Here is a 21,110-nt window from a genome sequence, read left to right on the forward strand (position 1 = left end):
GACATGAGCGGCAAGGGCGCACCCGAACTGTCCGTACGCAACTGCGGAGACCTGCGCGTGGCGGTGGTCGCCGCGCAGTGGCACGAGAAGGTCATGGACGGACTCGTAGACGGCGCCCTGCGCGCCCTGCACGAGCTGGGCATCGACGAGCCGACCCTGCTCCGGGTGCCCGGCAGCTTCGAACTCCCGGTCGTGGCCAAGGTCCTCGCGGGCCGCGGCTACGACGCGATCGTCGCCCTCGGCGTGATCATCCGCGGCGGCACCCCGCACTTCGAGTACGTCTCGCACGGCGTCACCAACGGCCTCACCCAGGTCGCCGTCGACACCGGCGTCCCCGTCGGCTTCGGCGTACTCACGTGCGACAACGAGGAGCAGGCACTCGACCGCGCGGGCCTGGAAGGCTCCAACGAGGACAAGGGGCACGAAGCGGTCACCGCGGCCGTCGCCACCGCGGCGACGCTGCGCACCGTCAGCGAGCCCTGGCGCTGAGCGCAGGGCACGGACCCCGTACTCTAAGACCATCATGGCGAACAAAACCTTCGAAGAGCTCTTCGCCGAGCTGCAGCTCAAGGCCGCCAACGGCGACCCCTCCACCTCCCGTACCGCCGAGCTCGTGGACAAGGGAGTCCATGCCATCGGCAAGAAGGTCGTCGAAGAGGCCGCCGAGGTCTGGATGGCCGCCGAGCACGAGAGCAAGGACGCGGCCGCCGAGGAGATCTCCCAGCTGCTGTACCACGTCCAGGTGATGATGGTCGCCCGCGGGATCTCGCTCGACGACGTCTACGCCCACCTCTGAGCACCACCCCCGCATCACGCACGTCCGCAGAAGACTCCCTCCTCGCAAAGGAAACCTGACCTCATGCTGCGCATCGCCGTCCCCAACAAGGGTTCACTCTCCGGGCCTGCGATGGCGATGCTCCATGAGGCCGGATACCAGCAGCGCAAGGAGTCCAAGGAACTCGTCCTCGTCGACCCCGAGAACGAGGTCGAGTTCTTCTACCTGCGGCCGCGCGACATCGCGATCTACGTCAGCTCCGGCCGGCTCGACATCGGCATCACCGGCCGCGACCTGCTGCTCGACTCCGGCGCCGACTCCGAGGAGATCCTCCAGCTCGGCTTCGCCCGCTCCACCTTCCGCTACGCCACCAAGCCCGGCACGGCCGAGGGCCCGCAGGACTTCGACGGCAAGACGATCGCCACCTCCTACGAGGGCATCGTCGCCAAGCACCTCGCCGACGCCGGGGTCAACGCCTCCGTCGTCCACCTCGACGGCGCGGTCGAGACCGCCATCGAACTCGGTGTCGCCCAGGTCATCGCCGATGTCGTGGAGACCGGCACCAGCCTGCGCAACGCCGGACTCGAAGTCATCGGCGAGCCGATCATGAAGTCGGAGGCCGTCGTCATCCGCCGTACCGGCGCCCCGGACGACGACCCCAAGGTGCAGCAGTTCCTCCGCCGCCTCCAGGGCGTCCTGGTCGCCCGTTCCTACGTGATGATGGACTACGACTGCCGCGTCGAGCACCTGGAGCGCGCGGTCGCCCTCACCCCGGGCCTGGAGTCGCCGACCATCTCGCCGCTGCACCACGAGGGCTGGGTCGCCGTCCGCTCCATGGTCGCGGCCCGCGAGGCGCAGCGGATCATGGACGATCTGTACGACCTCGGCGCCCGCGCCATCCTCACCACCGCCATCCACGCCTGCCGCCTCTGACGGCCGGGCGCCCACCCGGAAGACAGAAGAACATCATGTCCGCCCCCGCACCCCGGCCCGAACTCCCCACCCTCCCCGTCACGTTCCGGCCGACCCGAACCCGGGTGGTCCTGCTGACCGTGGGGGCGGCGATGTTCCTCGTCATCACCGCCGTCGCCATGACCCTGGAGCAATTGAGCCCGGGGGAGCGGGTCAGCTTCGTCTTCACGGCGCTGCTGTTCTTCGGAGTGCTGGCGCTGCTCAGCCGCCCGAAGATCGTCGCGAACGAGGACGGGGTGACCGTGGTCAATCTCACCCGGACGCGCCAGCTGTCCTGGGCGGAGATCCTCCGGGTCAACCTGCGCGTGGGTGACCCCTGGGTCTTTCTCGACCTGAGCGACGGGACCAGCATGCCGGCCCTCGGCATCCAGCCCGGAATCGCCAAACAGCAGGCCATCCGCGACGCCCGTACGCTCCGCGCCCTCGCCGAGAGCCACGGCACCGGAACGGACATCGGCTGAGCCCCCTGCCCCGCACGGCTTCTTCTTGACTACTCTGGAGGGCGGCGGTGCCCCTGTGCACCCCGCCCCGCACCAGAGGTCCAGAGGAATCGGAACCGGCGGGGCTTTCCTGCGACCCAAGGAGTGACTCCTTCCAGCAATGGACGGATCGTCCGGTAGTACCTGCGCCGCCCCTTCCCCGGAGGCGGCGGCATGACCACCCCCCTGCTGCTTCTCAGCGCGGCATTCCTTCTCATCCTCGCCAACGGATTCTTCGTGGCAGCCGAATTCGGGCTCGTCACGGTGGAGCGGCCGGACGCCGAGCGCGCCGCCGCCGAGGGCGACCGGCGGGCCCGTACCGTCGTCGAAGCCCTGCGTGAACTCTCCTTCCAGCTCTCCGGCACCCAGCTCGGCATCACCATCACCTCACTGGTCGTCGGCATGCTCGCCGAGCCGGCCCTCGCCCAGCTGATGGAGAGCCCCCTCACCGCGACCGGGCTGCCCGACGGCGCCGTACCCGGCGTCAGCGTGGTGATCGGGATGATGGCGGCCTCCGCCGTCCAGATGGTGATCGGCGAACTCGTGCCCAAGAACTGGGCGGTCTCCCGGCCGCTCCAGGTCGCCCGGTTCGTCGCCGGCCCCCAGCACCGTTTCTCCGCCGCGCTGCGCCCGGTGATCAGCCTGCTGAACACCGTGGCCAACCGGCTGGTGCGGCTCCTGGGCGTCGAACCCACCGACGAGCTGGCCTCCGCCCGCACCCCCGGGGAGCTGGTCTCCCTGGCCCGCCACTCGGCCGAGGCCGGCACTCTCGAACAGGACACCGCCGATCTCTTCGTACGGACCCTGTCGCTCGCCGGACTCACCGCCCAGCACGTCATGACCCCGCGGGTGAAGGTCAGTGCCCTGCAGTCCTCGGCGACCGCGCAGGACGTCCTCAACCTCACCCGCGCCACCGGCCTCTCCCGCTTCCCCGTCTACCGGGAGCGGATCGACGAGGTCGTCGGCATGATCCACCTCAAGGACGCGCTCGCCGTGCCCGCCCAGGACCGGCTGCGCACCCCGGCCGGACGGATCGCCGTGCCGCCGCTGCTGGTGCCGGAGACCCTGCCCGTCGAACAACTGCTCCAGCGGCTGCGCAACGAGCAGCCGATCGCCGTCGTGGTCGACGAGTACGGCGGCACCGCCGGGGTCGTCACCCTCGAGGACATCATCGAGGAGCTCGTCGGCGAGGTCAGGGACGAGCACGACGCCGAAGGCGCCGACCGGCCCGAACTGGCCCCCGCCGCCCCCGAGGACGGCCGCCCGGCCTGGGACGCCGAAGGCAGCTGCCGGGTCCTCACCCTGCGCCGGATAGGACTCGACGTCCCCGACGGACCGTACGAGACCGTGGCCGGACTCGTCGCCGATCTGCTGGGACGCATCCCGGCCCCCGGTGACCGGGCCGAGCTGCCCGGCTGGCGGATCTCGGTCCGCCAGGTCGGCCACTACCGAGCCGAGAAGGTCCGCTTCGTCCGCACGGCCGACCAGGCCGACCAGGCCGGTCCCGGCGCCGAGGCTGCCGCCCCGGTGGCCCGAGAGGTCCTGGAGGCCGTGCGATGAGCCTGGTCCAACTGCTCTTCGCCGCGCTCCTGGTGCTGGCGAACGGCTTCTTCGTCGGCGCCGAGTTCGCCCTCGTCTCCGTACGGCGCAGCCAGGTCGAGCCGCTCGCGGCGGCCGGCTCGGGCCGCGCCCGCCAGGTGCTGTACGGCCTGGAGAACCTGCCGCAGATGATGGCCGCCGCCCAGTTCGGCATCACCGTCTGCTCACTCACCCTCGGCGCCGTCGCCGAACCGACCGTCGCCCATCTGCTGGAGCCGGTCTTCCTGGCGGTCCACCTGCCCGAGGGCCTCATCCACCCGCTCGGCTACGTCCTGGCACTCGCCCTCGTGGTCTTCCTCCACCTCGTCATCGGCGAGATGGTCCCGAAGAACCTCGCGATGGCGGCGCCGGAGAAGACGGCGCTCTGGTTCAGCCCCGGCCTCGTCGGCTTCGCCCGGCTCTGCCGCCCGGTCACGGCCGCACTGGGGGCCTGTGCCCGGCTGGTGCTGCGGATCTTCGGCGTCGAACCGAAGGACGAGGTGGAGGCCGTCTTCACCAGCGAGCAGCTCAACCGGCTCGTCGAGGACGCCGGCCAGGCCGGACTGCTGGAGCCGGAGGCGCAGGAGCGCCTGGAGGACGCACTGGAGCTGGGCAGCAGGCCGGTCACCGATGTGCTGCTGCGCCGGTCCGCCCTGGTGACCGTGGACCCGTCCGTCACCCCGCACCGGATCGAGGAGCTGACCGTACGCACCGGCTACTCGCGCTTCCCCGTGTGCGCCGAGGGCGGCGGTCCGTTCATGGGCTATCTGCATGTCAAGGACGTCCTGGACCTGGAGGACGGCGAGCGGGCCGTCCCCCAGCACGTATGGCGCCCGATGGCGACCGTACGGGCCGAGCTGCCCCTGGACGACGCCCTGACCGTGATGCGCAGGGCGGCCACGCACCTGGCACAGGTCGCCGACGCGTCCGGCCGGATCCTCGGCCTGGTCGCCATGGAGGACGTCCTGGAGATGCTCGTGGGCGAGGTGCGTGACCCGGCCCACCGGGTCGCGGTCCCACGCCGCGCGGCGGAGCCCGCCGGCACGACGACCGGCTACGGCGAACTCACCGCGTCGGTCCGCTAGCACCACCGTCCCGGTTGCCGGAGGGAAAGCGCCTCCGGCAACCGGACTCAGAGGACCGGCGGCTCCTGCGGCCCCCGGTCCACCGGCCCGCGGCCGGACAGCACCTCGCCGTAGGCCTGCATCAGGTCCGGCAACCGCAGGGTGGCCAGATCGTCCCGGCCGGGCACCGCCGCGTAGCCGGAGAGCCGCAGATCGCGGTAGGCGCAGCTCTTCTCGTACAGGGTGCGCAGGAACCGCCCGTTGCCCAGCTCGTCGATCCAGCCCTGCTCGACGACATGGCCGCTGATGGAACGCAGCTCGTCCAGGGACTCCTCGTCCCACACGTCGCCGTTCTCCGCCGCCAGCACCTCGCCGATCGAGGTGAGCTCCAGCGGCCGGTAGCTCGGGAAGTCCACCCGGGTGGTGAACCGCGAGGAGAGCCCCGGATTGGTGGCCAGCAGCCGGTCCATGCCCTCCGGGTAGCCCGCGAGAATGACGACGAGATGGTCCCGGTTGTCCTCCGCCCGCTTGAGGAGGACCTGCAGGGCCTCGTCGCCGTACGCGTCGCCCTTGCTGTAGCCGCTGTTGGCGAGGCTGTACGCCTCGTCGACGAAGAGCACCCCGCCGAGCGCCGAGTCGATCAGCTCATTGGCCTTGACCGCGGTCTGGCCCAGGAACTCGCCGACCAGATCCGCTCGTTGCGCCTCGACCAGATGGTCGCCGCCCAGCAGCCCCAGCGCGTAGAAGACCCGGCCCAGGATGCGGGCCACCGTGGTCTTGCCGGTGCCGGACGGGCCCGAGAAGACGAAATGGCGCTTGGGCGGCTGCACGGGCAGTCCCTGACCGGCCCTCAGCCGCGCCATGTTCAGCTGCGCGGACAAGGCCTTGACCTGGCGCTTGACGGGCTCCAGCCCCACCATCCGCTCCAGCTCGGCCAGCGCCTCGGCGAGCAGCACCGGATCGCTGGGCCCCGCCGGGAACGGGGACGGCGGCTGTCCCGGAAGCGCGGCCCTGCGCCGCGTCCCGCCGGACGGCGGCGGCATTCCGAGGCCCGGAAGACCGGGCGTGGCGCCCCCGGAACGCGGCTCCCGGCCGTCCACCGGATCGGCGCCCGGCAGCGGATCGGTGCCGAGCGGCGGATCCGCGTCCGGCTGCGCCTCCGACACGGTGCCGTCCGTGCCGAGCCCGGACAGTGACACGGCGGCCAGCCCCGCGGCCTCGTCGGAACCCTCCAGGCCGTCGTAGTCCGCGATCGCGGCGAGCCGCGCCGAGGTGTCCATGAAGGCGGGGTCGATGCGGTGCACCGCCCGGTAGAGCGGCAGGGCGGCGGCGCTGCGGCCGGTGCCCTCGTGCGCGCGGGCCAGCCAGTACCGCAGCTCCTTGCGCTGCGGCTGTTCGCTGCGGCAGCGCATCAGGGCGGTGGCGAGCAGCGGCTCGGCCTGCCCGTACATTTCCAGGCGCACCCGCGCCATCCCGCCGAAGAGCCCCGCCTCGATGCCGAGCAGCGGATCGTCCGTCAGCTGCTCGGTGTTGCGTACGAGCTGCTCCCAGTCCTTGACCAGGTACGAGCGGCAGGCGTGCAGGAAGCGCACCTGCGGGTCCGCGTCCACCGGCGGCAGGCCGGCGAGCGCCCGGTCCAGCTCGGGGACATGGCGGCCGTCCAGCCAGTGCGAGGCGTGCGCGAGGAGCAGATCGCGGGCGTTCTCCAGCACCGGCTGCACCCACCAGCCCAGCCAGTACCAGGAGTTGAGCGTGCGCCGATGGCGGGTGCGCTGTTCGCCGAAACGCTCGCGATGGCGGTACATGCGCAGCAGTGCCGTCGTCGTGTCGACCCTCAGCGCATGGAGGCCGAGCCAGCCGTCCGCCATGCCGGGGTCGAGACGGACCGCGGCCCTGAACTCCTCCTCGGCCTGCGGGTAGGCGCCCATGGTGTAGGCGTCCACGCCACGCAGCCAGGCGAGGTCGGCCGGGGCCTGCGTGCCCTGCGTGCCGATGTCCATCTGGTCCCCCACAAACCGTGCCCCCAGGATGTCCCGCCGCACGATTCTGCCCACCGGGCGCGCCGAATCACTTTGCCGCGGACGGGAATTGACCGCACCGAGAGGCATCGTACCTGCGCAGGGAGTGTGCGACTAAGAGCGCCGCAGCAGAAGGGAGACCGTGACCCAGGGTGAGCGGAATGCGTCGAACCGGCATACGGAAGGGGGTGCGAGGGCAGAACGAAGCCCCCGATCACGGGGGAACAATCGGGGGCTTCGTGTCCGTGGGGGCTCCGAAAAGCCGCACAATGAGAACGTAAGACCTGTACCGTCCCCGGGTCAAGCGGAGTTGGGGTACTTCCGGGGCGATTTCTCACCATTCAGTACGACGGCAAATCGTGCTCACGTTCGGTGACGGAATGGTTCGTTCCTGCTGCTGCTCCGGGCCCCTGCGAGAACGCGTAACCCATCGGCAACTGCCGTACCAGGGTGTCCGCGTGGGGACGCGAAGGATCGGCCGAGAAGTGCTCCGTCTCGGCCGCCGTCCACCCGTCCCAGAAGTCCGAGAGCGCCGGCCCGTCCCTGCGCCGGCCGCGCGCCCAGGAGTCCGAGGCGGCGAGGTCCATCCACAACAGCCGGGCCAGCGATGGCCGCAGTGCCCGGCGGCCGGCCCCGACCCCCTCGATCAGGACCACGGGGGCGGGCTCCAGACCGCGGGGCGCTCCGAAGCTCCGCGCGGTCCAGTCGTACGGCGCGTACCGCGCGCACTCGCCGCGCTCCAGCGGGCCGAGCACCTGCTCCCGCAGCCGTTCCATCCAGCTGAAGAAGGACTCGTGGGTGGCCATGTCGTCCAGGTGCAGGACCGGGGCGTCGCCGAGCGCGGCGGCCAGGCGGCCGGTGAAGGTGCTCTTCCCCGACCCGGCGTGGCCGTCGACCGCGATGAGCCGCACCGGCCCGCAGGACGGTGGCAGGGCGCGCAGCCGCGCGGCGAGGGACGAGAGGTCGTTCATGCCCACCAGCCTACGAGCCGCTCCGGAGCAGCCGCAGGTCACGCCAGTGGACCAGACCAATATTGGTTGACCGGCGCGAGCCGAATCGCTGGCCGGATCCGGCCATGACCCGCAATAGTTGGCGCACTGTCGTGCACCTGCAAGCCTCATTCCGCTGACGACCGGGGGTCTCGCCCATGAACCGACCGACCTCACGCAGAACCGTGCTGACTGCCGCGCTCGCGGCAGCGGCCACCGCGGGCGCGGTGTCGTCCGCCGGCCCCGCCACCGCCGCCTCCCCGCCCCGCCCCCGCTCGGCGGGCGCTGCCGTGGACAACAGCTCCTGGCACACCTGCACCGACTGGCGCGCCGGCTCCGGCGCCGGGACGCGGGCCCTCGCGGGCCGCCGCCCCGGTCTGGTGATCGCTCACCCCGAGGGCCGCACCGAGTACACCGATCCGCACACCGGCACGACCGCCGCCTGGGAGTACGCGACCTGGACCTCGCCGGTCCATCGGTCCACCGTCCCGGCGACCGAGGTGATCGCCTCCTGGAACGCGGACACCCCGGCGGGCACCTGGATCCAGATCGAGCTCCAGGGCCGCTACTCGGACGGCGCCTCGACGCCCTGGTACGTGATGGGCCGCTGGGCCGCCGGTGACGGCGACATCCGCCGTACCTCCGTCGACGACCAGACCGACGGCAAGAGCTCCGTGTGGACGGACACCTTCTCGGTGGACGATCCCGCGAGCGGACTGCGACTGGTCTCGTACCGGCTGCGGCTCACCCTCCACCGCACCCCGGGCACCCGGTTGACGCCCACGGTGTGGCGGCTCGGCGCGATGGCCTCCGACATCCCCGACCGCTTCACCGTGCCCGCCAGCACCCCCGGCCTCGCCCGCGAGCTGCGGGTGCCGCGCTACTCGCAGAACATCCACGCGGGCCAGTACCCCGAGTACGACAACGGCGGCGAGGCCTGGTGCAGCCCCACCTCCTCGCAGATGATCATCGAGTACTGGGGACGCCGTCCGACCGCCGAGGACCTCGCCTGGGTCAAGCCCGGCCTGGCCGACCCGCAGGTATGCCACGCCGCCCGGTTCACCTACGACTACCAGTACGAGGGCTGCGGCAACTGGCCGTTCAACGCCGCCTACGCCGCGACGTACGACGAGATGAGCGCGGCGGTGACCCGGCTGGGCTCGCTCACGGACCTGGAGACGCTGATCCGCGCGGGCATCCCGGCCATAACGTCGCAGTCCTTCCTCAAGGAGGAGCTGACCGGCGCGGGGTACGGGACCTCCGGCCACCTGATGACCGTGATCGGGTTCACCGCGGACGGCGACGTGATCGCGAACGACCCGGCCTCACCGAGCAACGAGGCCGTGCGCCGGGTCTACAAGCGCCGGGAATGGGAGAACATCTGGCTGCGTACGAAGCGGTACGACGCGAAAGGCCAGGTCAGAAGCGGTACGGGCGGTGTCTGCTACATCTACTGGCCGGTCAAGTCAGCACCAAGTCAGCACCGCGCGCTGCGGTCGTTGGGCCTGCTGTGAGCATGTGCGGCCCGATGGCCGTCTCGACGACCTGACGGCAGCGCTCCTGCCCGTCCTGCGTGAGGTGGCCGTACCGGTCCACCGTGACCTTGATCGAACGATGTCCGAGCCAACGAGACACCTCGTGAATGGACACTCCGTTGGTCAGGGCCACGGTGGTCCATTTGTGCCGCAAGTCGTGCGGGTTGTATGCGGGCAGATCGAGCCGCTTGATAGCGCGGTCCCACGACTTGCGCAGGAGATCCGGGTACGGCAATCCACCGCTGGCGTTGCGGATCGGAAGCCGGTCGATGAACGGCTCAAGGGAAGCGGGCACGGGTATGTCCCGCCACTCGCCTTCTTTCCGATGCTTCAACGGGGCGTATTTCGGTGTGTACTTTCCGGAGGCGTCCTTGTATCGAATCACCTGCCGCCGGATTCGCAGGGTGCCGTCGCGCATGTCCTCCGGGAAGACTCCCAGGGATTCCCCTATACGAAGTCCGCAACATGTCATAAGCCATATCGCCGGAGACAGGCGAGGCCCGATCGTCTTGGCGATGGCGGTTATCTCGTCGAAGCTGGGGAGTTTCCTGTCGTCGACAGGAATGACGGGGTTCTCCAGCTTCTCGGCCTGCGTCATGGGATTCACGGGAATCCGCCTGTGGCGCACAGCGTGGGAGAACAGCGCCGAGAGCGCTATGTGCCGGGACTCGATGGTGTTGAGGGCCGCCCCATCCCGGCGCCAACGTGCGTACAGGCCCTCGATGTCCGCTGCGGTGACCTGCGAGATCATCTTGCTCCCCAGGTGGGGGACCACGTGCAGGCGGACGATGCGCTCGTACGAATCGAGGGTGCCGACGGAAGCGGTCTTCTTCGCGAGCCAGTCGTCCGCGTACCGGCGGAGTGACACCTTGCCGGCGTCGGGGTCGACGTAGATGTTCTCGCGCTTGTCGCCTTCCATCTTGGTGGCGAAGTCGACTGCGTCCTTCTTCCGGGCGAACGACTTCTCTCGCTGACGCCCGGTGCGTCCGCCCGGCTCCCGGTAGCGGACGGTCCACCGCTTGCCGGACACGGCAGAACCGTTGTCGATGATTTGAGCCAACCTGTTCACCCATCTCTACTCACACGGCCGTTGGCCGTGTTTTTCGGTGTGGGTGGTGTTGTAGTCGATGTTTCCGGCCGCGCCAAATCTATGGGCGCGTGAAGATCTGACGATCGGAGTCCTCTTGGGGAGTGAAGCCGGGATGGTGCCCGCGGGTAGATTCCGCTCACCGGCCGCAGACCGTCCGAGCAGAGTTCATCGGTAAGGCCGAGCCCGAGCTGGCCAAGCCATTCTTTGGTGGTGCTGTACCGAAGCAGACACGAATCTCTTTGCCATTTCGGCCTGGAAGCGATCAGCGGCTTCTGTCTGTCCTCCGGAGGAGCGAGATCAGGACCCGTCGCTGTGAGAGTCGCGAGGAGGCACGACGCCGGAGACTCTGAGATCGGGTAGCGCCCGCTGGGTACTTGTCGTAGTAGGTGCGGGAGGCGGGATCGTGCAGGGCGGCGAACGCGGAGAGGAACATCGCGCGTTTGAGCTGCCGGTTGCCGCTTCTGGGGGGCGTGTTCGCCGTGGATCGAGGTGCCCGAGGGCTTGGTGACCGCGGCAGCGGCGCGTGCCCGCTGGGGCCTGCCCGGCGCCGACGCCGTCCTCGCCCTCCGCGCCGTGATCACCAACGGCGACATGGACGAGTACTGGGCCTTTCATCTGGAACGCGAGGACGAACGCACGCACGCCATCCACTACTAGGGACAACTCGACCTCGCGGCATAAGACTTCATCGAGGTCACCTCATCGGAAACGCACCCCCTCAACAGATCGCCGAACGCCACCGGAAATGCCAGGCCCGCCCAGATGGGTAAAGGCCAAGCCTCGGATCCGCCGTACAGCTGCGGGGGCCAGACATGCCAGCACGGGCAGGGCCTGGCACCAGCTGTCGCCGGTCGTCAGGGCCTTGCGTACGAAGAACCGCGCGGCGCACGTACAAGTGTCTCCCTCAGCGGGTGTGGCGTGGTCTGGATGGCGTGTCAGGGCGAGGGCGCGCAACAGCGGCATGTCCGGGTGCAGGGTGAACATGAACCTCTTGTAGTTGGTCGGGAGGTGGGCGGGGACACGTGCAAGGTGTCCTGCTACGGCGGTGTACGTGCCTGCGCGGAGTTCAGGAAGACCTATGCCGTCGGCCAACCGCTGGGCATGGTCCAGGCTGCCCAGCGCGGCCTGAACCAGTGCGAGGCCAGCCTGTGCAATTTCGTAGGGATCGCCGTCCCCTGCGTACAGGCTGGGCATCGTCAGCTGGGCGGATTCACTATCTCGTTCTTCCCTTGTCACGGTGGGCTGTAGCAGGACCCAGATCAGGTGGCTCTTGGGTGACCATTGATCGGGCTGCTCGCTCGGCGGGGGGCCTGCTGCTTGTATGGCTTCCAGGATCCGGGTACGGCATCCGGGCTCGGAGTCCGGTACAAGTGGCAGGAGTTCGGCCAGTGCCGACACGAGGGTCGACCGATCGTGGCCAAGGCTCTCGGTGATCTTCTTGCGTGTCTTGTCGATGTGGCGTGCGACTGCGGCTGGTACGTGGTGGCGCAGTCCCGCCAGGACCGCGAGCTGACCGAGGTAGAGCTCCCTCCGCTGGCGAGCCCTCTGAGCTCTGCCAGGGCCCGAGAGATCTGTCCGGGAAAGCAGTCCGAATGCGGCCTGACGATCCCCGGCGTGAGCAAGAGCCTGTGCCACGAGGATTCTCTCGGCAACAGCGGACTCGCGCAGCGTCTCCGCTGCCCGTGCGGCCGCACGGGCCAGCCGTATTGCGGAGGCGGACCGCCCGGCCTCCGCGCTGGCCAGGGAGGCGGAGGCATAGGCCCGTGCCTGGTCGGCCGAGTTGTCGAGCAAGCCAATTAGCTGGTCTGCGTCCTCGTCTGTGTCGAAGTCACCCCCGACGGCCAGTGCCCCGGCCAGCAGCGCCAGCCAGCGGACACGATTGCCCCTCCGGCTCGCGCCTGAGGCGTGCCGACGCAGGGCTGCTTCCAGCCGTTCCCATGCTTCCTGGTTCTTGCCCTGCTCAGCTAGTTCGATGGCCTCCTGGGCCAGGTCCGCGGCGGAGGGCGCAGCGTCGGGTTCGGACGGGTCGGAGTCCTCATCGCCGATGAGGAAGTTGTCGAAGTCGAAGTCGAAGTCGAGCTTGAGGGGATCGGTGAGGGTCTCCTCCGGAACGTCCGCGCGCAGCTTTTCGGCATCGGCCGGGCGTCCGGTGTCAGTCAGTGCCTGAACGACCAGGGCGAGGGTGTCGAGGAAGTACGGGTCGGAGTCGATTCCGCCGGGGGCTTGCAGCATTGCGGCAACCTCCGCGCGAGCCTGCTCCGCGAGTGCTGCTGCCGTCTCGGGCCGGTACCCGGCCAGCGCCGTCGAAGCAGCGGCCCGCTGGCCCGGGCCGGTAGCCCGGCCGGTTGCGTAGTCATGGATCAGATCGCACACCCGCTCGGCCCGGTCAGGGGCAGCGCGGATGATCTCCACCCAGACGCGGACAGCTGCTTCGGGGTCGTCCGGGCGGCCATGCCGGGGGTGCGTGTGCTCTGCTCGCTGCTCGGCCTCGTCCAACAGCTTCCTGGAGAGTTCCGAATCGAGCGGGAGGCAGGCGGTGGCCGCGTTGATGAAGTCCCAGGCATCGCACGAGGCCGCCTTGAGCAGGGCCGCGGCCTTCTGCTGCTGGCCCGACTCGACGAGGGCGCAGGCGACTTCGGCGGCGCTCTCGGCCTCGTAGATTCCCTCATCTCGGGGGTCCGCTTCGCGCAACGCAGTACGCATCCAGAACTCTGCATCTCCCGCTAGGTCGCGAGCCTGGGTTTGGGCCTCTTTGGCGCCCGGGGCCGCAAGGGCGCGGGCGATGTCGGCGAGCGCGTGCGCCCTCCCCGCCGGACCCGGGAAGGCCAGCGCGAGGCTACGGGCACGGGAGATGTCGCCGAGGAGGGCGAATGCGCGGGGGATGGCGCGGGGCATGGGGCGGGCTGCGGCGGAAACCAGGTCGCGGGAGGCGGCCACTGCGGCAAGAACTTCGAGATCCGCGGGGCTGTCGCCAGTGACGGTATCGGCGGCCCGGTCGAGGTCTCCCAGCGCGATGTCGGCAGAGGCGGTGGCCAGGAGCCGCTGCTGGCGCTTCGCATCGAGCGCGCAGGCAGTCAGTCGGGCTGTGTCGCCTGTGCGCTGGAGGAGGCTGGTGTAGTGATGCAGCAGGTAGGGCGGGGTGTTTCCAGGCCAGCCTCGGCCACAGTAGTCATCAGCCCAGTCATGCAGGGTCTGCTCGTACCGGGCAAGGTCACCAAGCTGATCGACAGCCGCCTTGAGTAGTTCGTCATGGCCAAGGACATAGGCACGGTCTGAGGAGAGAACGGTGTGGTCGAAAGCCAGACTGCGACCGGTGACAGAGCGCAGCAGCTTGTCGATGTCGTATGGGATCTTTCCGAGCAGCTCTGCCAGGTCGCTGCCCCTCAGCCCGCCCCGTGCAGCAGCGAGCAGCCCCACGATGCCGATGCCAACCGGCCGGTCGTCCAGGAGTCGTGCAAGCTCATGCACGGCCGTGTCCCTCGCGGCAGTGGCGGCAGGAACATCAGCGAGCTGCCGGACGATCGACGGGTCACGCAGCGGATGGCTGCCGGGGAGCACGTCCTGCGGCACACCCGGGTTGGGCCGGCTGGTGACCACGACCCGAAGATTCGGCGGAGGGTTCGGAGGAAGCAGAGCGGCAATGCTACGGCCACCGGGCCGGGCACCCTCGTCCTCATCGAGGCCGTCGACAGCCAGGAGCAGCGTCCGGCCGCGGGATCCGGCGACTGCGGCGGCTGCAGGGAGTAGCTCGTGAAAGAGTTCCGGGGTCCGTCGGCGGGCAGCCGAGATCTTCTGCCCGGCCACTGCGGCCAGCTGTCTGTTCACGGAGTTCAGGAAGGATTCGCGGTCGTTGTTGTCGAACCGGTTAGCGATGAAGTAGCCGACCGCGTCCACGTCCACGGGCCGCTCTTCTAGCAGGAACCAGGACAGCAGTGCCGACTTCCCCGTCCACGGCCCGGCCTGCCACCAGGTATAGGGGCGGGCCGCTCGGCTCCGATCGGCGGCGAACGCCGCCAGCTCGGCGAGCTCGTCCTCCCTGTCCTTGACCCCCTTTGGCGGCAGGACGGTCCGTGCCAGATTCTGGTGACCGGGGAGCGAGAACTCGGGCTCCGGAGCGGAGCACCGAGTCATGCTGCCGGATTTGTGGGGCCGTCCACCGCGGTGAGCGGACCCTTCCTTCTGGGCCTCCGACAACAGGTCTGTCCACCCATCCCGGCTGCGCCCGCGGTGATGGGGGTTTCGCTGCTCAGCCAGTTCCTCCAGAAAGTTGGTCAGCAGCTCGATGTACTTGGTGTACTTGCTGCCTGGTGTTTCGGGACCGCGATCACCGGCGGCGGCCATCCAGGCACTCAGACGCTTGGCGGTCACTTCGATGCCGTGCTGCTTGCCAAGCGAGACGAGCCGCTGGTGCCCGAGCTGCCGCCCGCCCGCAGCCTCGTACAGCTTGTTCAGCTCCTCCGCGAAAAGCCGCCGCTTCGGCTTGGTCGTCATCTTCCCGCCCCTCGCCCCATTCCAGAGGAAACCCGCCGGAAAACTCGTGACTTCCTTTCTGAGCAGGCTACTTGGCCCCTCTGCCCGGCATCGGAGATCGCCGGAAACCCACCGGACACCAAAGAGTGTCACCGGATCCGGCGAACGCGCCGGATGACGACACCATGGAAGAGGGGACTGCCATGTCCGCACTGCCGACTCTGCTCACCGATGCGACCGCAACCACCGCCGCCGTCACGCTCGTCCACGCCACCGCTGTGGCCGCCGCAGCGGTGGCCTCGGTCCTGTCCCGCGACCCGGACCGCCGGCGTGACGCCCGCACCACTCTGAGCATCCTGCTCGGTCGGCGCGGGAGCCGCTGAACGCCGGGCAGCTCTGCGGCGGGCAGGTGGCCGAGCCTGCGTGGTGTGACCGAGCACGACGAGGCACAGGCCGCGAAGCGCCTGCACACGACGGTCGTGGTGCCGCGCTGGGGCGTGGCACGTCGGCCTGGCGGGGAGCCGGATGTCCGCGGCCTGGCGTGGTCGCGGGCGGCGGTGGGGAATGGACGCGGAGGCGGTGAGGACCTCGATGCGGCGGGAGGCGATCTCCTCGTACGAGGAGGCGAACCGGATCGCGAAGGCCGCCAGGCACGCCGAACGAGCCCGACCACGCGTCGGCGGCGTCCACCTACGCCGTGGAGCGGCTCATCGCTCTCGGCCTCCCCCTCTGGCCCTGAAGCACGGCTCAGGAGCGGTGTCCACTGCGCCCAGAAGCGGCACGGACAACGCAGCCCAGGTCCTGGCGGTAAGCGGACCACGGGCCGGGAACCGACAGGACACGGGCAGGCGGGCGGGAACCGCGCGGAGGTGGGGCGGCGTTGCTGCGAGCGCATCAGGCCGAGGCGGTCGACGTGGCGGTGCGCGCCCTGGGGGCCGTCCCGTCAGTCGGTGCGGGGCTGCGGGCGACGATCGTCTCGGCGTGCGGGACGGGCAAGACCGTCATGGGCGCGCACACCGCGTTGCGGGTGGCAGGCGGAGGCCCGGTGCTGGTGCCGACGCTGGATCTGCTGGTGCAGGCGGGTCTGGCGGGAGGTGGGGCGGGGCGATGATGGCGGTCTGCTCGCTGAGAACGGATGCGGAGTTCGAGGCGCTGTTCACCGCGGCAGCCGGCGATGTTGCTGCGGCCGAGCACATACGGGACCTGTTCGTCTACGCACTGGAGTGGACGGAGGACAAGGCTGCGAACTCGGCGAACCCGCATTCGCTAGTCTCGGAGTCACGGCCCCCACCTCACCTGGGCGGATTAGGCTCGGCTCCGGCCCGTGCCGGAAAGGAGCGTGCGGGACAGGCCCCGGTCCCCGTTGACGGTGGGACGCAGTACGGCCGGGGCCGCCCCGCACCTCGTACGGCACCCCGAACCGGTCGGTCGCAGCGCGCCGACGCTCGGGGGGCGCCTGAACCGACGGCGATCCCCTACCACGGCATGAGCTGACCCCGGCAGATCCTGGGCATGTCACAGCGCTGATTCGCTGATTCACAGTGGCTGACCCGCCCCTGGGGGCTGCGGTCCGGCGCGCTGCGACGTTCTGTTCAACTCCTCCAGTACGTCCTGCACCAGAGTCCGCAGGGCCTTGCCGTCCAGGTTTGCGAGCTCCGTGACAATCTTCCGGTCGAACGAGAGGGACAGGGCCTCCGTGAAGAGCCGACGCGAGCCCATCGCGCGGGCGATCCCGGCAAGGGCGCGGGCCTGGTGCCCCGGGTGGGGGAGTGCGCGCGTGAGGTCTAGGCCATGGGCCGGGGAGCCGCCTTCGGCCAAGGCCACGGCGACCTCCGCCCGGACCGCTTCTCCCAGCATCGGGGCAAGAGCAAGAGCGGTGTCGACCGCCCCGTTGCGGTCCCCGGACCTCGCCGCCGCGACAGCGATGCCCGCGAAGGCATCAGTCCGGCCGTCCTCGTCCGTGATGCTGCTGGCGAGTTCCACCGCTGCCCTGTGGCCCCCGGATTCCGCCAGGGCCACGGCGATGCCCGCGAAGGCCTCGGCCCGTAGTTCGGCGTGCGGGATGGTACGGGCGAGCTCGACCGCGGCGTCTCGCCCCCGGGCTGCCGCCGCGAACCTGGTGATGCCCGACAGGGTCCGGGCCTGAAGGACTGGCAGGGTGAGGGACCGGGCGGTCTCGACGGCCGCGTGGAGGTCCCCGGCCTCCGCCAGCGCCATGGCGATCCCCGCGCGTGCCTCCTGCCGCTGGCTCGGATGCGCGAGCGTACGTGCGAGTTCGACGGCCGCGCCATGTTCCCCGGCCCTGGCCATGGCCGCCGCGATGGATCCGATCGTCCGCCCCTGCCACGAAGGGACGGTGATCGTATGGGCGTGCTCGATCGCGGCCTCGTGCTTCCCCGCCGTTGCCAGGGCCACGGCGATGTCCGCGAGCGCCCAGGCCCGGGGATCGACATAGGTGATGGCTTCGGCGAGATCGACCGCTGCGTCGTGCGCGCCGGCTTCCGCCAGCGCCTTGGCCACGTCAGCCAGTGCCCAGGCTCGCTCCTCGTGGTGCGCGATGCCACGGGCCAGCACGGGGATGGAACCGACCAGCTCGGCAGTTTCCGCGGCGAACGCGGGTCCGGTCGCCGCCGACGCCTCGACGGCGACCGCCAGCAGCCGCATCCGGTGGGCAGCGGCACTGCTGTGGGCGAGGCGGGCTGCCATTTCGGCTAACTGCTCGGCAGCCGCAGTGTTTCCCACCTGGGCCATCGCCTCGGCCGTGATCCCGAGCATGTCGAGGTCGGTGACGAGATTGGCGGTGTCGCAGGCCAGTTCGATGGCCGCCCGGTGGTCACCGAGTCGTGCTGCGGCCATGACGATGCCCTCGAAGGCGCTGGCCCGGGCGTCGGCGTCGGTGATCGCACGGGCGAGGCCGACAGCTGCGTCGTGGTCCCCGTTCTCGGCCATCGCCCGGGAGACTCCGGTGAACGCCCAGGCTTGCGTCTCGGCGTCCGCGATGGTGCGGGCGAGTGCGACGCCACCGTCTGGATCACGGGCCGCCGCCAGTGCCCGGGAGATTCCCATGAGCGCCCGCGCCTGCTGTGTGGGGTTGGTGATGGTGCGGGCGAGTTCGACTGCTGGGTCCTGGTTCCCGTCCTCGGCTATCACCCTGGCGATCTCGGTGAGCGCCCGGGCCTGCTGCTCGGCATCGGTGATGGTGCTGGCCAGCGCGACAGCCCGGGCGTGATCGCCGGCCTCCGCCATGGCCACCGTGATGCCTGTGAGCGCCTGGGCTCGCTGTCCGGGGTGCATAAGGGCGCTGGAGAGTTCGATTGCCTGGCCGTACTCCCCTCCTTCTGCCATGGCCACCGCGATACCGGCGAACGCCCCGCCCTGCTGCTCCGGGTCGGTGATAGTGCGGGCCAGCGCGACAGCCCCGGTGTGATCGCCGGCCTCCGCCATGGCCCACGCGACGCCGGTCAGTGCCCGCGCCTGCTGCTCGGGGTCGGTGATGCTATGGGCCAGCCCGACTGAGTCCTCATGCGCACCCGCCTCCGCCATCGCTCTGGCCACGCTGGTGACGGCGTGTGCCTGCAACTCGGGGACGGCGATCTCCCGGGCGAACCGGACCGCGGAAGCGTGAGCCCCTGCTGCCCCCATGGCCACGGCGATGCTCGTCATCGCCTGGGCCTGCTGGTCGGGATCAGTGAGGGAGGCGGCCAGCCGGGTTGCGCGCTCCCACTGGGAATCGGCGGCCAGGGCCTGCGCGATCTCCGCCAGGGCCTTGGACCGCGTCTCGGGGGTGGTGAAGGCATGGGCCGCTTCGATCACTTGCGCGGTCGCCTCGGCTGTGGTGCCGGCCGCGGTCAGGATGCTGCCCAGCAGGGTCTGTCCCGGTGCGCCAGCCTGGTGGCTCCGCTGCGTCGCGGCGGTAACAGCTCGGCGCAGCAGGCCCAGCCGGGCCCAGGTGGTGATGACGGTCGTGGGCAGCACGTCGGCGGTGTGCTGAAGGCTCTCCCGGTGATGGGCGAGCCGGACGCAAGCAGTCAAGTCGGGCTCGGACGCGGTGGCGAGGCCGGGCTCGGGCGCGGGCGCTGCGGTGAAGTCGGGCTCGGAGACGGCGGCGATGTGGAGGCGGAAGGCGTCGGCGATCTCGGTGAATGCCTGGCTATCGGTGCCGGTCGTCTGCCACAGGCATTCGTGCCGGGCACGATCGGTGGCCAGCGCGGTCAGGCGTGCGGTGTCACCGAGTTCGTGGAGCAGCTGGGAATAGCCGCTCAGCAGGTACTCGGAGGTGGCCGCGGGCCACGCGTCCCGTCGGGCGCGGTCGGCCCAGGCATGGATACGGGCCCGGTAGCCGTTCAGCTCAGCGGGGTCGAGGAGGCTGCGGGCGCCGTGGAGGAGGTCTTGGTGGGCGAAGGAGTAGAGGTCCTGCGGCTGGCCTTCGGCGTCAGTAGTCCACTGGGCGGGCCGCCGCTGGAAAGCTCGTCCGGTGCTGCCGCCAAGGACGAGTTCGACCCGCCGCTGCGAGGCGGCGCCGAGCTGGGCGAAATCGGTGGGGCTGAGGCCGCCCCCGGCGGCTGCGGTCAGACCGACTAGTTCGAGGCTCAGACCGCCAGAGGCGATGAGGGCTTCGAGGTTGCGCTCGGCGTCGGCGCGTACCGCCTGGGCGGCTGGGGAGACGGCCAGCTCGTGGTCGATGGCGGTGGTCAGGAGAGGGCCGGTCAGGACGTCGGCGGGGACCGGCGGGTGGGGCCGACCGGCGAGGATGACCCTCATTCCGGCGGGCGGCGTGTGCGGCAGGCAGGCGGCGATGCTGTCGCCGCCCACCGCAGTGGGGACACCGGTGTCCTCGTCCGTGCCGTCCACGACGAGTACAAGGCGACGCCGGGCGGCCCGGGCCCGGGCGGCAGCCCGCTCGAGGCTGTCCAGGAATCCGCCGGGGGCGGCGCAGTCGACGTCGCCGTCCTGGAGATAGACGCGGAGCTGCCCTTCGAGCGTGCTGAGGAAGGCTGTACGGTCGGCGCGGCCGGCCATGCGCGCAGTGACGAAGAAGGCGAGGACGTCGACGCCTTCGGGCGGGTTGAGCACGAACTGAGCCATCAGCGCGGTCTTCCCGGCCCAGGCCGGCCCCAGCCACCGCCAGTAGCCACTGTGCCGCCCGCCGCCTTCACCGTCCTCGGCGGCCGTCGCGAAGGCGGCCATGGCCGCGAGTTCATCCTCGCGCCCCTCGAACCGGGCGGTGGCCGCGAGATGTCGGACTTCACGCCAATACGCCGACCGCGGGCGTGAGGCTGGACGAGCGACGACAAGGTCGCCGTCAATCCGGATCCGATTACCGTCACCACTGACACCGAGCCCGATCGCCCCACCGGCGGCAACCGACCGCTCGCCCCCGACCACCGCTGCGCCGCCTTCGGCGAGGTTCTCACCGGCAGCCATGGCTGGGGCTGGGGCCTCGGGCGGACTGGAGGGCGCCGCCCTGGACGCCTTTCTCACGGGGTCGGCCGCGCGGGCCGGAACGGGAGGGTTGGCTGAATGCGTCGGACCGAGCGAGCCGCACGTATTCGGGCACTCCGTACTGCTGGAGCCGATCCATTCACCCAGGCTTGGAGGAACCGACGTCGGCTCCTCCAAGGATGAACCACGGGACCACCACCGCCGGGGTAACCGCCACTTCACTCCTGCTCGTTCCCGTTCCCGGTGACCGCCTCACCGATGCCGCCAGCTGCGGCGACGCCCCGCTCACCCGGAACGGGCACATCGGAGACTGGGGCTGAGGACGTTCCAGGTGCGGGTGCTTCGGGCGCAGGCCTGTGGAAACGATTGTTGTCGCCGGTGACAGCGCGCCCAATGCCCTGCCCGGACTGGACCGAGCGGGTGCCGGAGGCCGGTGGACCGGCAGCTGTCGGCCCGGACTTCAGCCCGTACATGGCCAACGCGACGCCACCGACACCCGTCACCGCGCCTACCACACTGGCCACACGGTCCCCGGTGTCCAGGTCCACCAGCAGGGAGACGAGCACCAGGGCGACGACCACCACTGCCGACAGCACGCAGACCACCCACCAGAGCCACCGTCTGCCCCTGGAACCAGCCATCCCCCGTCACCTCTCCCAGCACGCCGTCACCAGTCCATCCGGACGAGTGTCCAGTCT

General features: G+C 70.2%; 16 protein-coding genes and 1 pseudogene. 10 read left to right on the forward strand and 7 right to left on the reverse strand.

Annotated features, from left to right (window positions below; genetic code table 11):
- Window positions 1-3: 3 nt before the first annotated feature.
- The 6 genes from ribH (at window position 4) to AB0D53_RS27580 (ending at window position 4,889) form a co-directional block, all read left to right on the forward strand.
- The gene (gene ribH / locus AB0D53_RS27555; RefSeq protein WP_362451319.1) at window positions 4-489 is read left to right on the forward strand and encodes a 6,7-dimethyl-8-ribityllumazine synthase; all 486 of its coding nucleotides are present in this window, start codon (window positions 4-6) and stop codon (window positions 487-489) included.
- Between the two features lie 34 nt (window positions 490-523).
- Window positions 524-796, forward strand: coding sequence for a phosphoribosyl-ATP diphosphatase (locus AB0D53_RS27560; RefSeq protein WP_018524273.1), 273 nt, complete (start codon window positions 524-526; stop codon window positions 794-796).
- Between the two features lie 63 nt (window positions 797-859).
- Window positions 860-1,708: an ATP phosphoribosyltransferase gene (gene hisG / locus AB0D53_RS27565; RefSeq protein ID WP_189547690.1), complete on the forward strand. Its 849-nt coding sequence runs from the start codon at window positions 860-862 to the stop codon at window positions 1,706-1,708.
- Window positions 1,709-1,743: 35 nt separating this feature from the next.
- Entirely contained in the window at window positions 1,744-2,208 is a 465-nt protein-coding gene (locus tag AB0D53_RS27570) for a PH domain-containing protein (protein ID WP_362451322.1), read from the forward strand.
- Between the two features lie 192 nt (window positions 2,209-2,400).
- Window positions 2,401-3,786 (forward strand): hemolysin family protein, encoded by a 1,386-nt coding sequence (locus AB0D53_RS27575; protein WP_362451325.1) that lies wholly within the window; start codon window positions 2,401-2,403, stop codon window positions 3,784-3,786.
- Window positions 3,783-4,889, forward strand: a complete 1,107-nt coding sequence (locus tag AB0D53_RS27580; RefSeq protein WP_362451327.1) for a hemolysin family protein — start codon at window positions 3,783-3,785, stop codon at window positions 4,887-4,889. The genes AB0D53_RS27575 and AB0D53_RS27580 overlap by 4 nt, the downstream gene beginning before the upstream one ends.
- 47 nt (window positions 4,890-4,936) lie before the next feature.
- Here AB0D53_RS27580 and AB0D53_RS27585 read toward each other — a convergent pair whose 3' ends face one another.
- Both AB0D53_RS27585 and AB0D53_RS27590 read right to left on the reverse strand, forming a co-directional pair.
- Window positions 4,937-6,868 (reverse strand): AAA family ATPase, encoded by a 1,932-nt coding sequence (locus AB0D53_RS27585; RefSeq protein WP_362451329.1) that lies wholly within the window; start codon window positions 6,866-6,868, stop codon window positions 4,937-4,939.
- A gap of 359 nt (window positions 6,869-7,227) precedes the next feature.
- Window positions 7,228-7,857 (reverse strand): hypothetical protein, encoded by a 630-nt coding sequence (locus AB0D53_RS27590; RefSeq protein ID WP_362451332.1) that lies wholly within the window; start codon window positions 7,855-7,857, stop codon window positions 7,228-7,230.
- 176 nt (window positions 7,858-8,033) lie between these two features.
- Here AB0D53_RS27590 and AB0D53_RS27595 point away from each other — a divergent pair, with 176 nt between their 5' ends.
- Complete coding sequence (locus tag AB0D53_RS27595) at window positions 8,034-9,389, forward strand: peptidase C39 family protein (protein ID WP_362451335.1); 1,356 nt, start codon at window positions 8,034-8,036, stop codon at window positions 9,387-9,389.
- Here the strand turns inward: AB0D53_RS27595 and AB0D53_RS27600 are convergent.
- Both AB0D53_RS27600 and AB0D53_RS27605 read right to left on the reverse strand, forming a co-directional pair.
- Window positions 9,337-10,479 (reverse strand): tyrosine-type recombinase/integrase, encoded by a 1,143-nt coding sequence (locus tag AB0D53_RS27600; protein WP_362451337.1) that lies wholly within the window; start codon window positions 10,477-10,479, stop codon window positions 9,337-9,339. The two genes, AB0D53_RS27595 and AB0D53_RS27600, sit on opposite strands and share 53 nt — an antisense overlap.
- Before the next feature lie 283 nt (window positions 10,480-10,762).
- A pseudogene (locus AB0D53_RS27605) lies at window positions 10,763-11,015 on the reverse strand (IS110 family transposase); the annotation flags it as partial.
- Here AB0D53_RS27605 and AB0D53_RS27610 point away from each other — a divergent pair.
- Window positions 11,002-11,157 carry a hypothetical protein gene (locus tag AB0D53_RS27610; protein WP_362451576.1) on the forward strand — a complete coding sequence of 52 codons (156 nt, stop codon included), beginning with the start codon at window positions 11,002-11,004 and terminating at the stop codon, window positions 11,155-11,157. The pseudogene AB0D53_RS27605 and the gene AB0D53_RS27610 sit on opposite strands and share 14 nt — an antisense overlap.
- Window positions 11,158-11,199: 42 nt before the next feature.
- Here AB0D53_RS27610 and AB0D53_RS27615 read toward each other — a convergent pair whose 3' ends face one another.
- Entirely contained in the window at window positions 11,200-14,991 is a 3,792-nt protein-coding gene (locus AB0D53_RS27615) for a hypothetical protein (protein ID WP_362451339.1), read from the reverse strand.
- A gap of 182 nt (window positions 14,992-15,173) precedes the next feature.
- Between AB0D53_RS27615 and AB0D53_RS27620 the strand changes: the two genes are divergently transcribed.
- Both AB0D53_RS27620 and AB0D53_RS27625 read left to right on the forward strand, forming a co-directional pair.
- Entirely contained in the window at window positions 15,174-15,353 is a 180-nt protein-coding gene (locus AB0D53_RS27620) for a hypothetical protein (RefSeq protein WP_362451341.1), read from the forward strand.
- A 497-nt stretch (window positions 15,354-15,850) separates the two neighbouring features.
- Window positions 15,851-16,081: a DEAD/DEAH box helicase family protein gene (locus AB0D53_RS27625; RefSeq protein WP_362451343.1), complete on the forward strand. Its 231-nt coding sequence runs from the start codon at window positions 15,851-15,853 to the stop codon at window positions 16,079-16,081.
- 425 nt (window positions 16,082-16,506) lie between these two features.
- Here the strand turns inward: AB0D53_RS27625 and AB0D53_RS27630 are convergent, their stop codons facing one another.
- On the reverse strand, window positions 16,507-20,157 hold the full coding sequence (locus tag AB0D53_RS27630; RefSeq protein WP_362451345.1) for a hypothetical protein: 3,651 nt from the start codon (window positions 20,155-20,157) through the stop codon (window positions 16,507-16,509).
- 473 nt (window positions 20,158-20,630) lie between these two features.
- On the reverse strand, window positions 20,631-21,053 hold the full coding sequence (locus tag AB0D53_RS27635) for a hypothetical protein (protein WP_362451347.1): 423 nt from the start codon (window positions 21,051-21,053) through the stop codon (window positions 20,631-20,633).
- Window positions 21,054-21,110: the final 57 nt, after the last annotated feature.

Source organism: Streptomyces sp. NPDC048295 (genome assembly GCF_040652135.1).
Classification (GTDB): domain Bacteria; phylum Actinomycetota; class Actinomycetes; order Streptomycetales; family Streptomycetaceae; genus Streptomyces.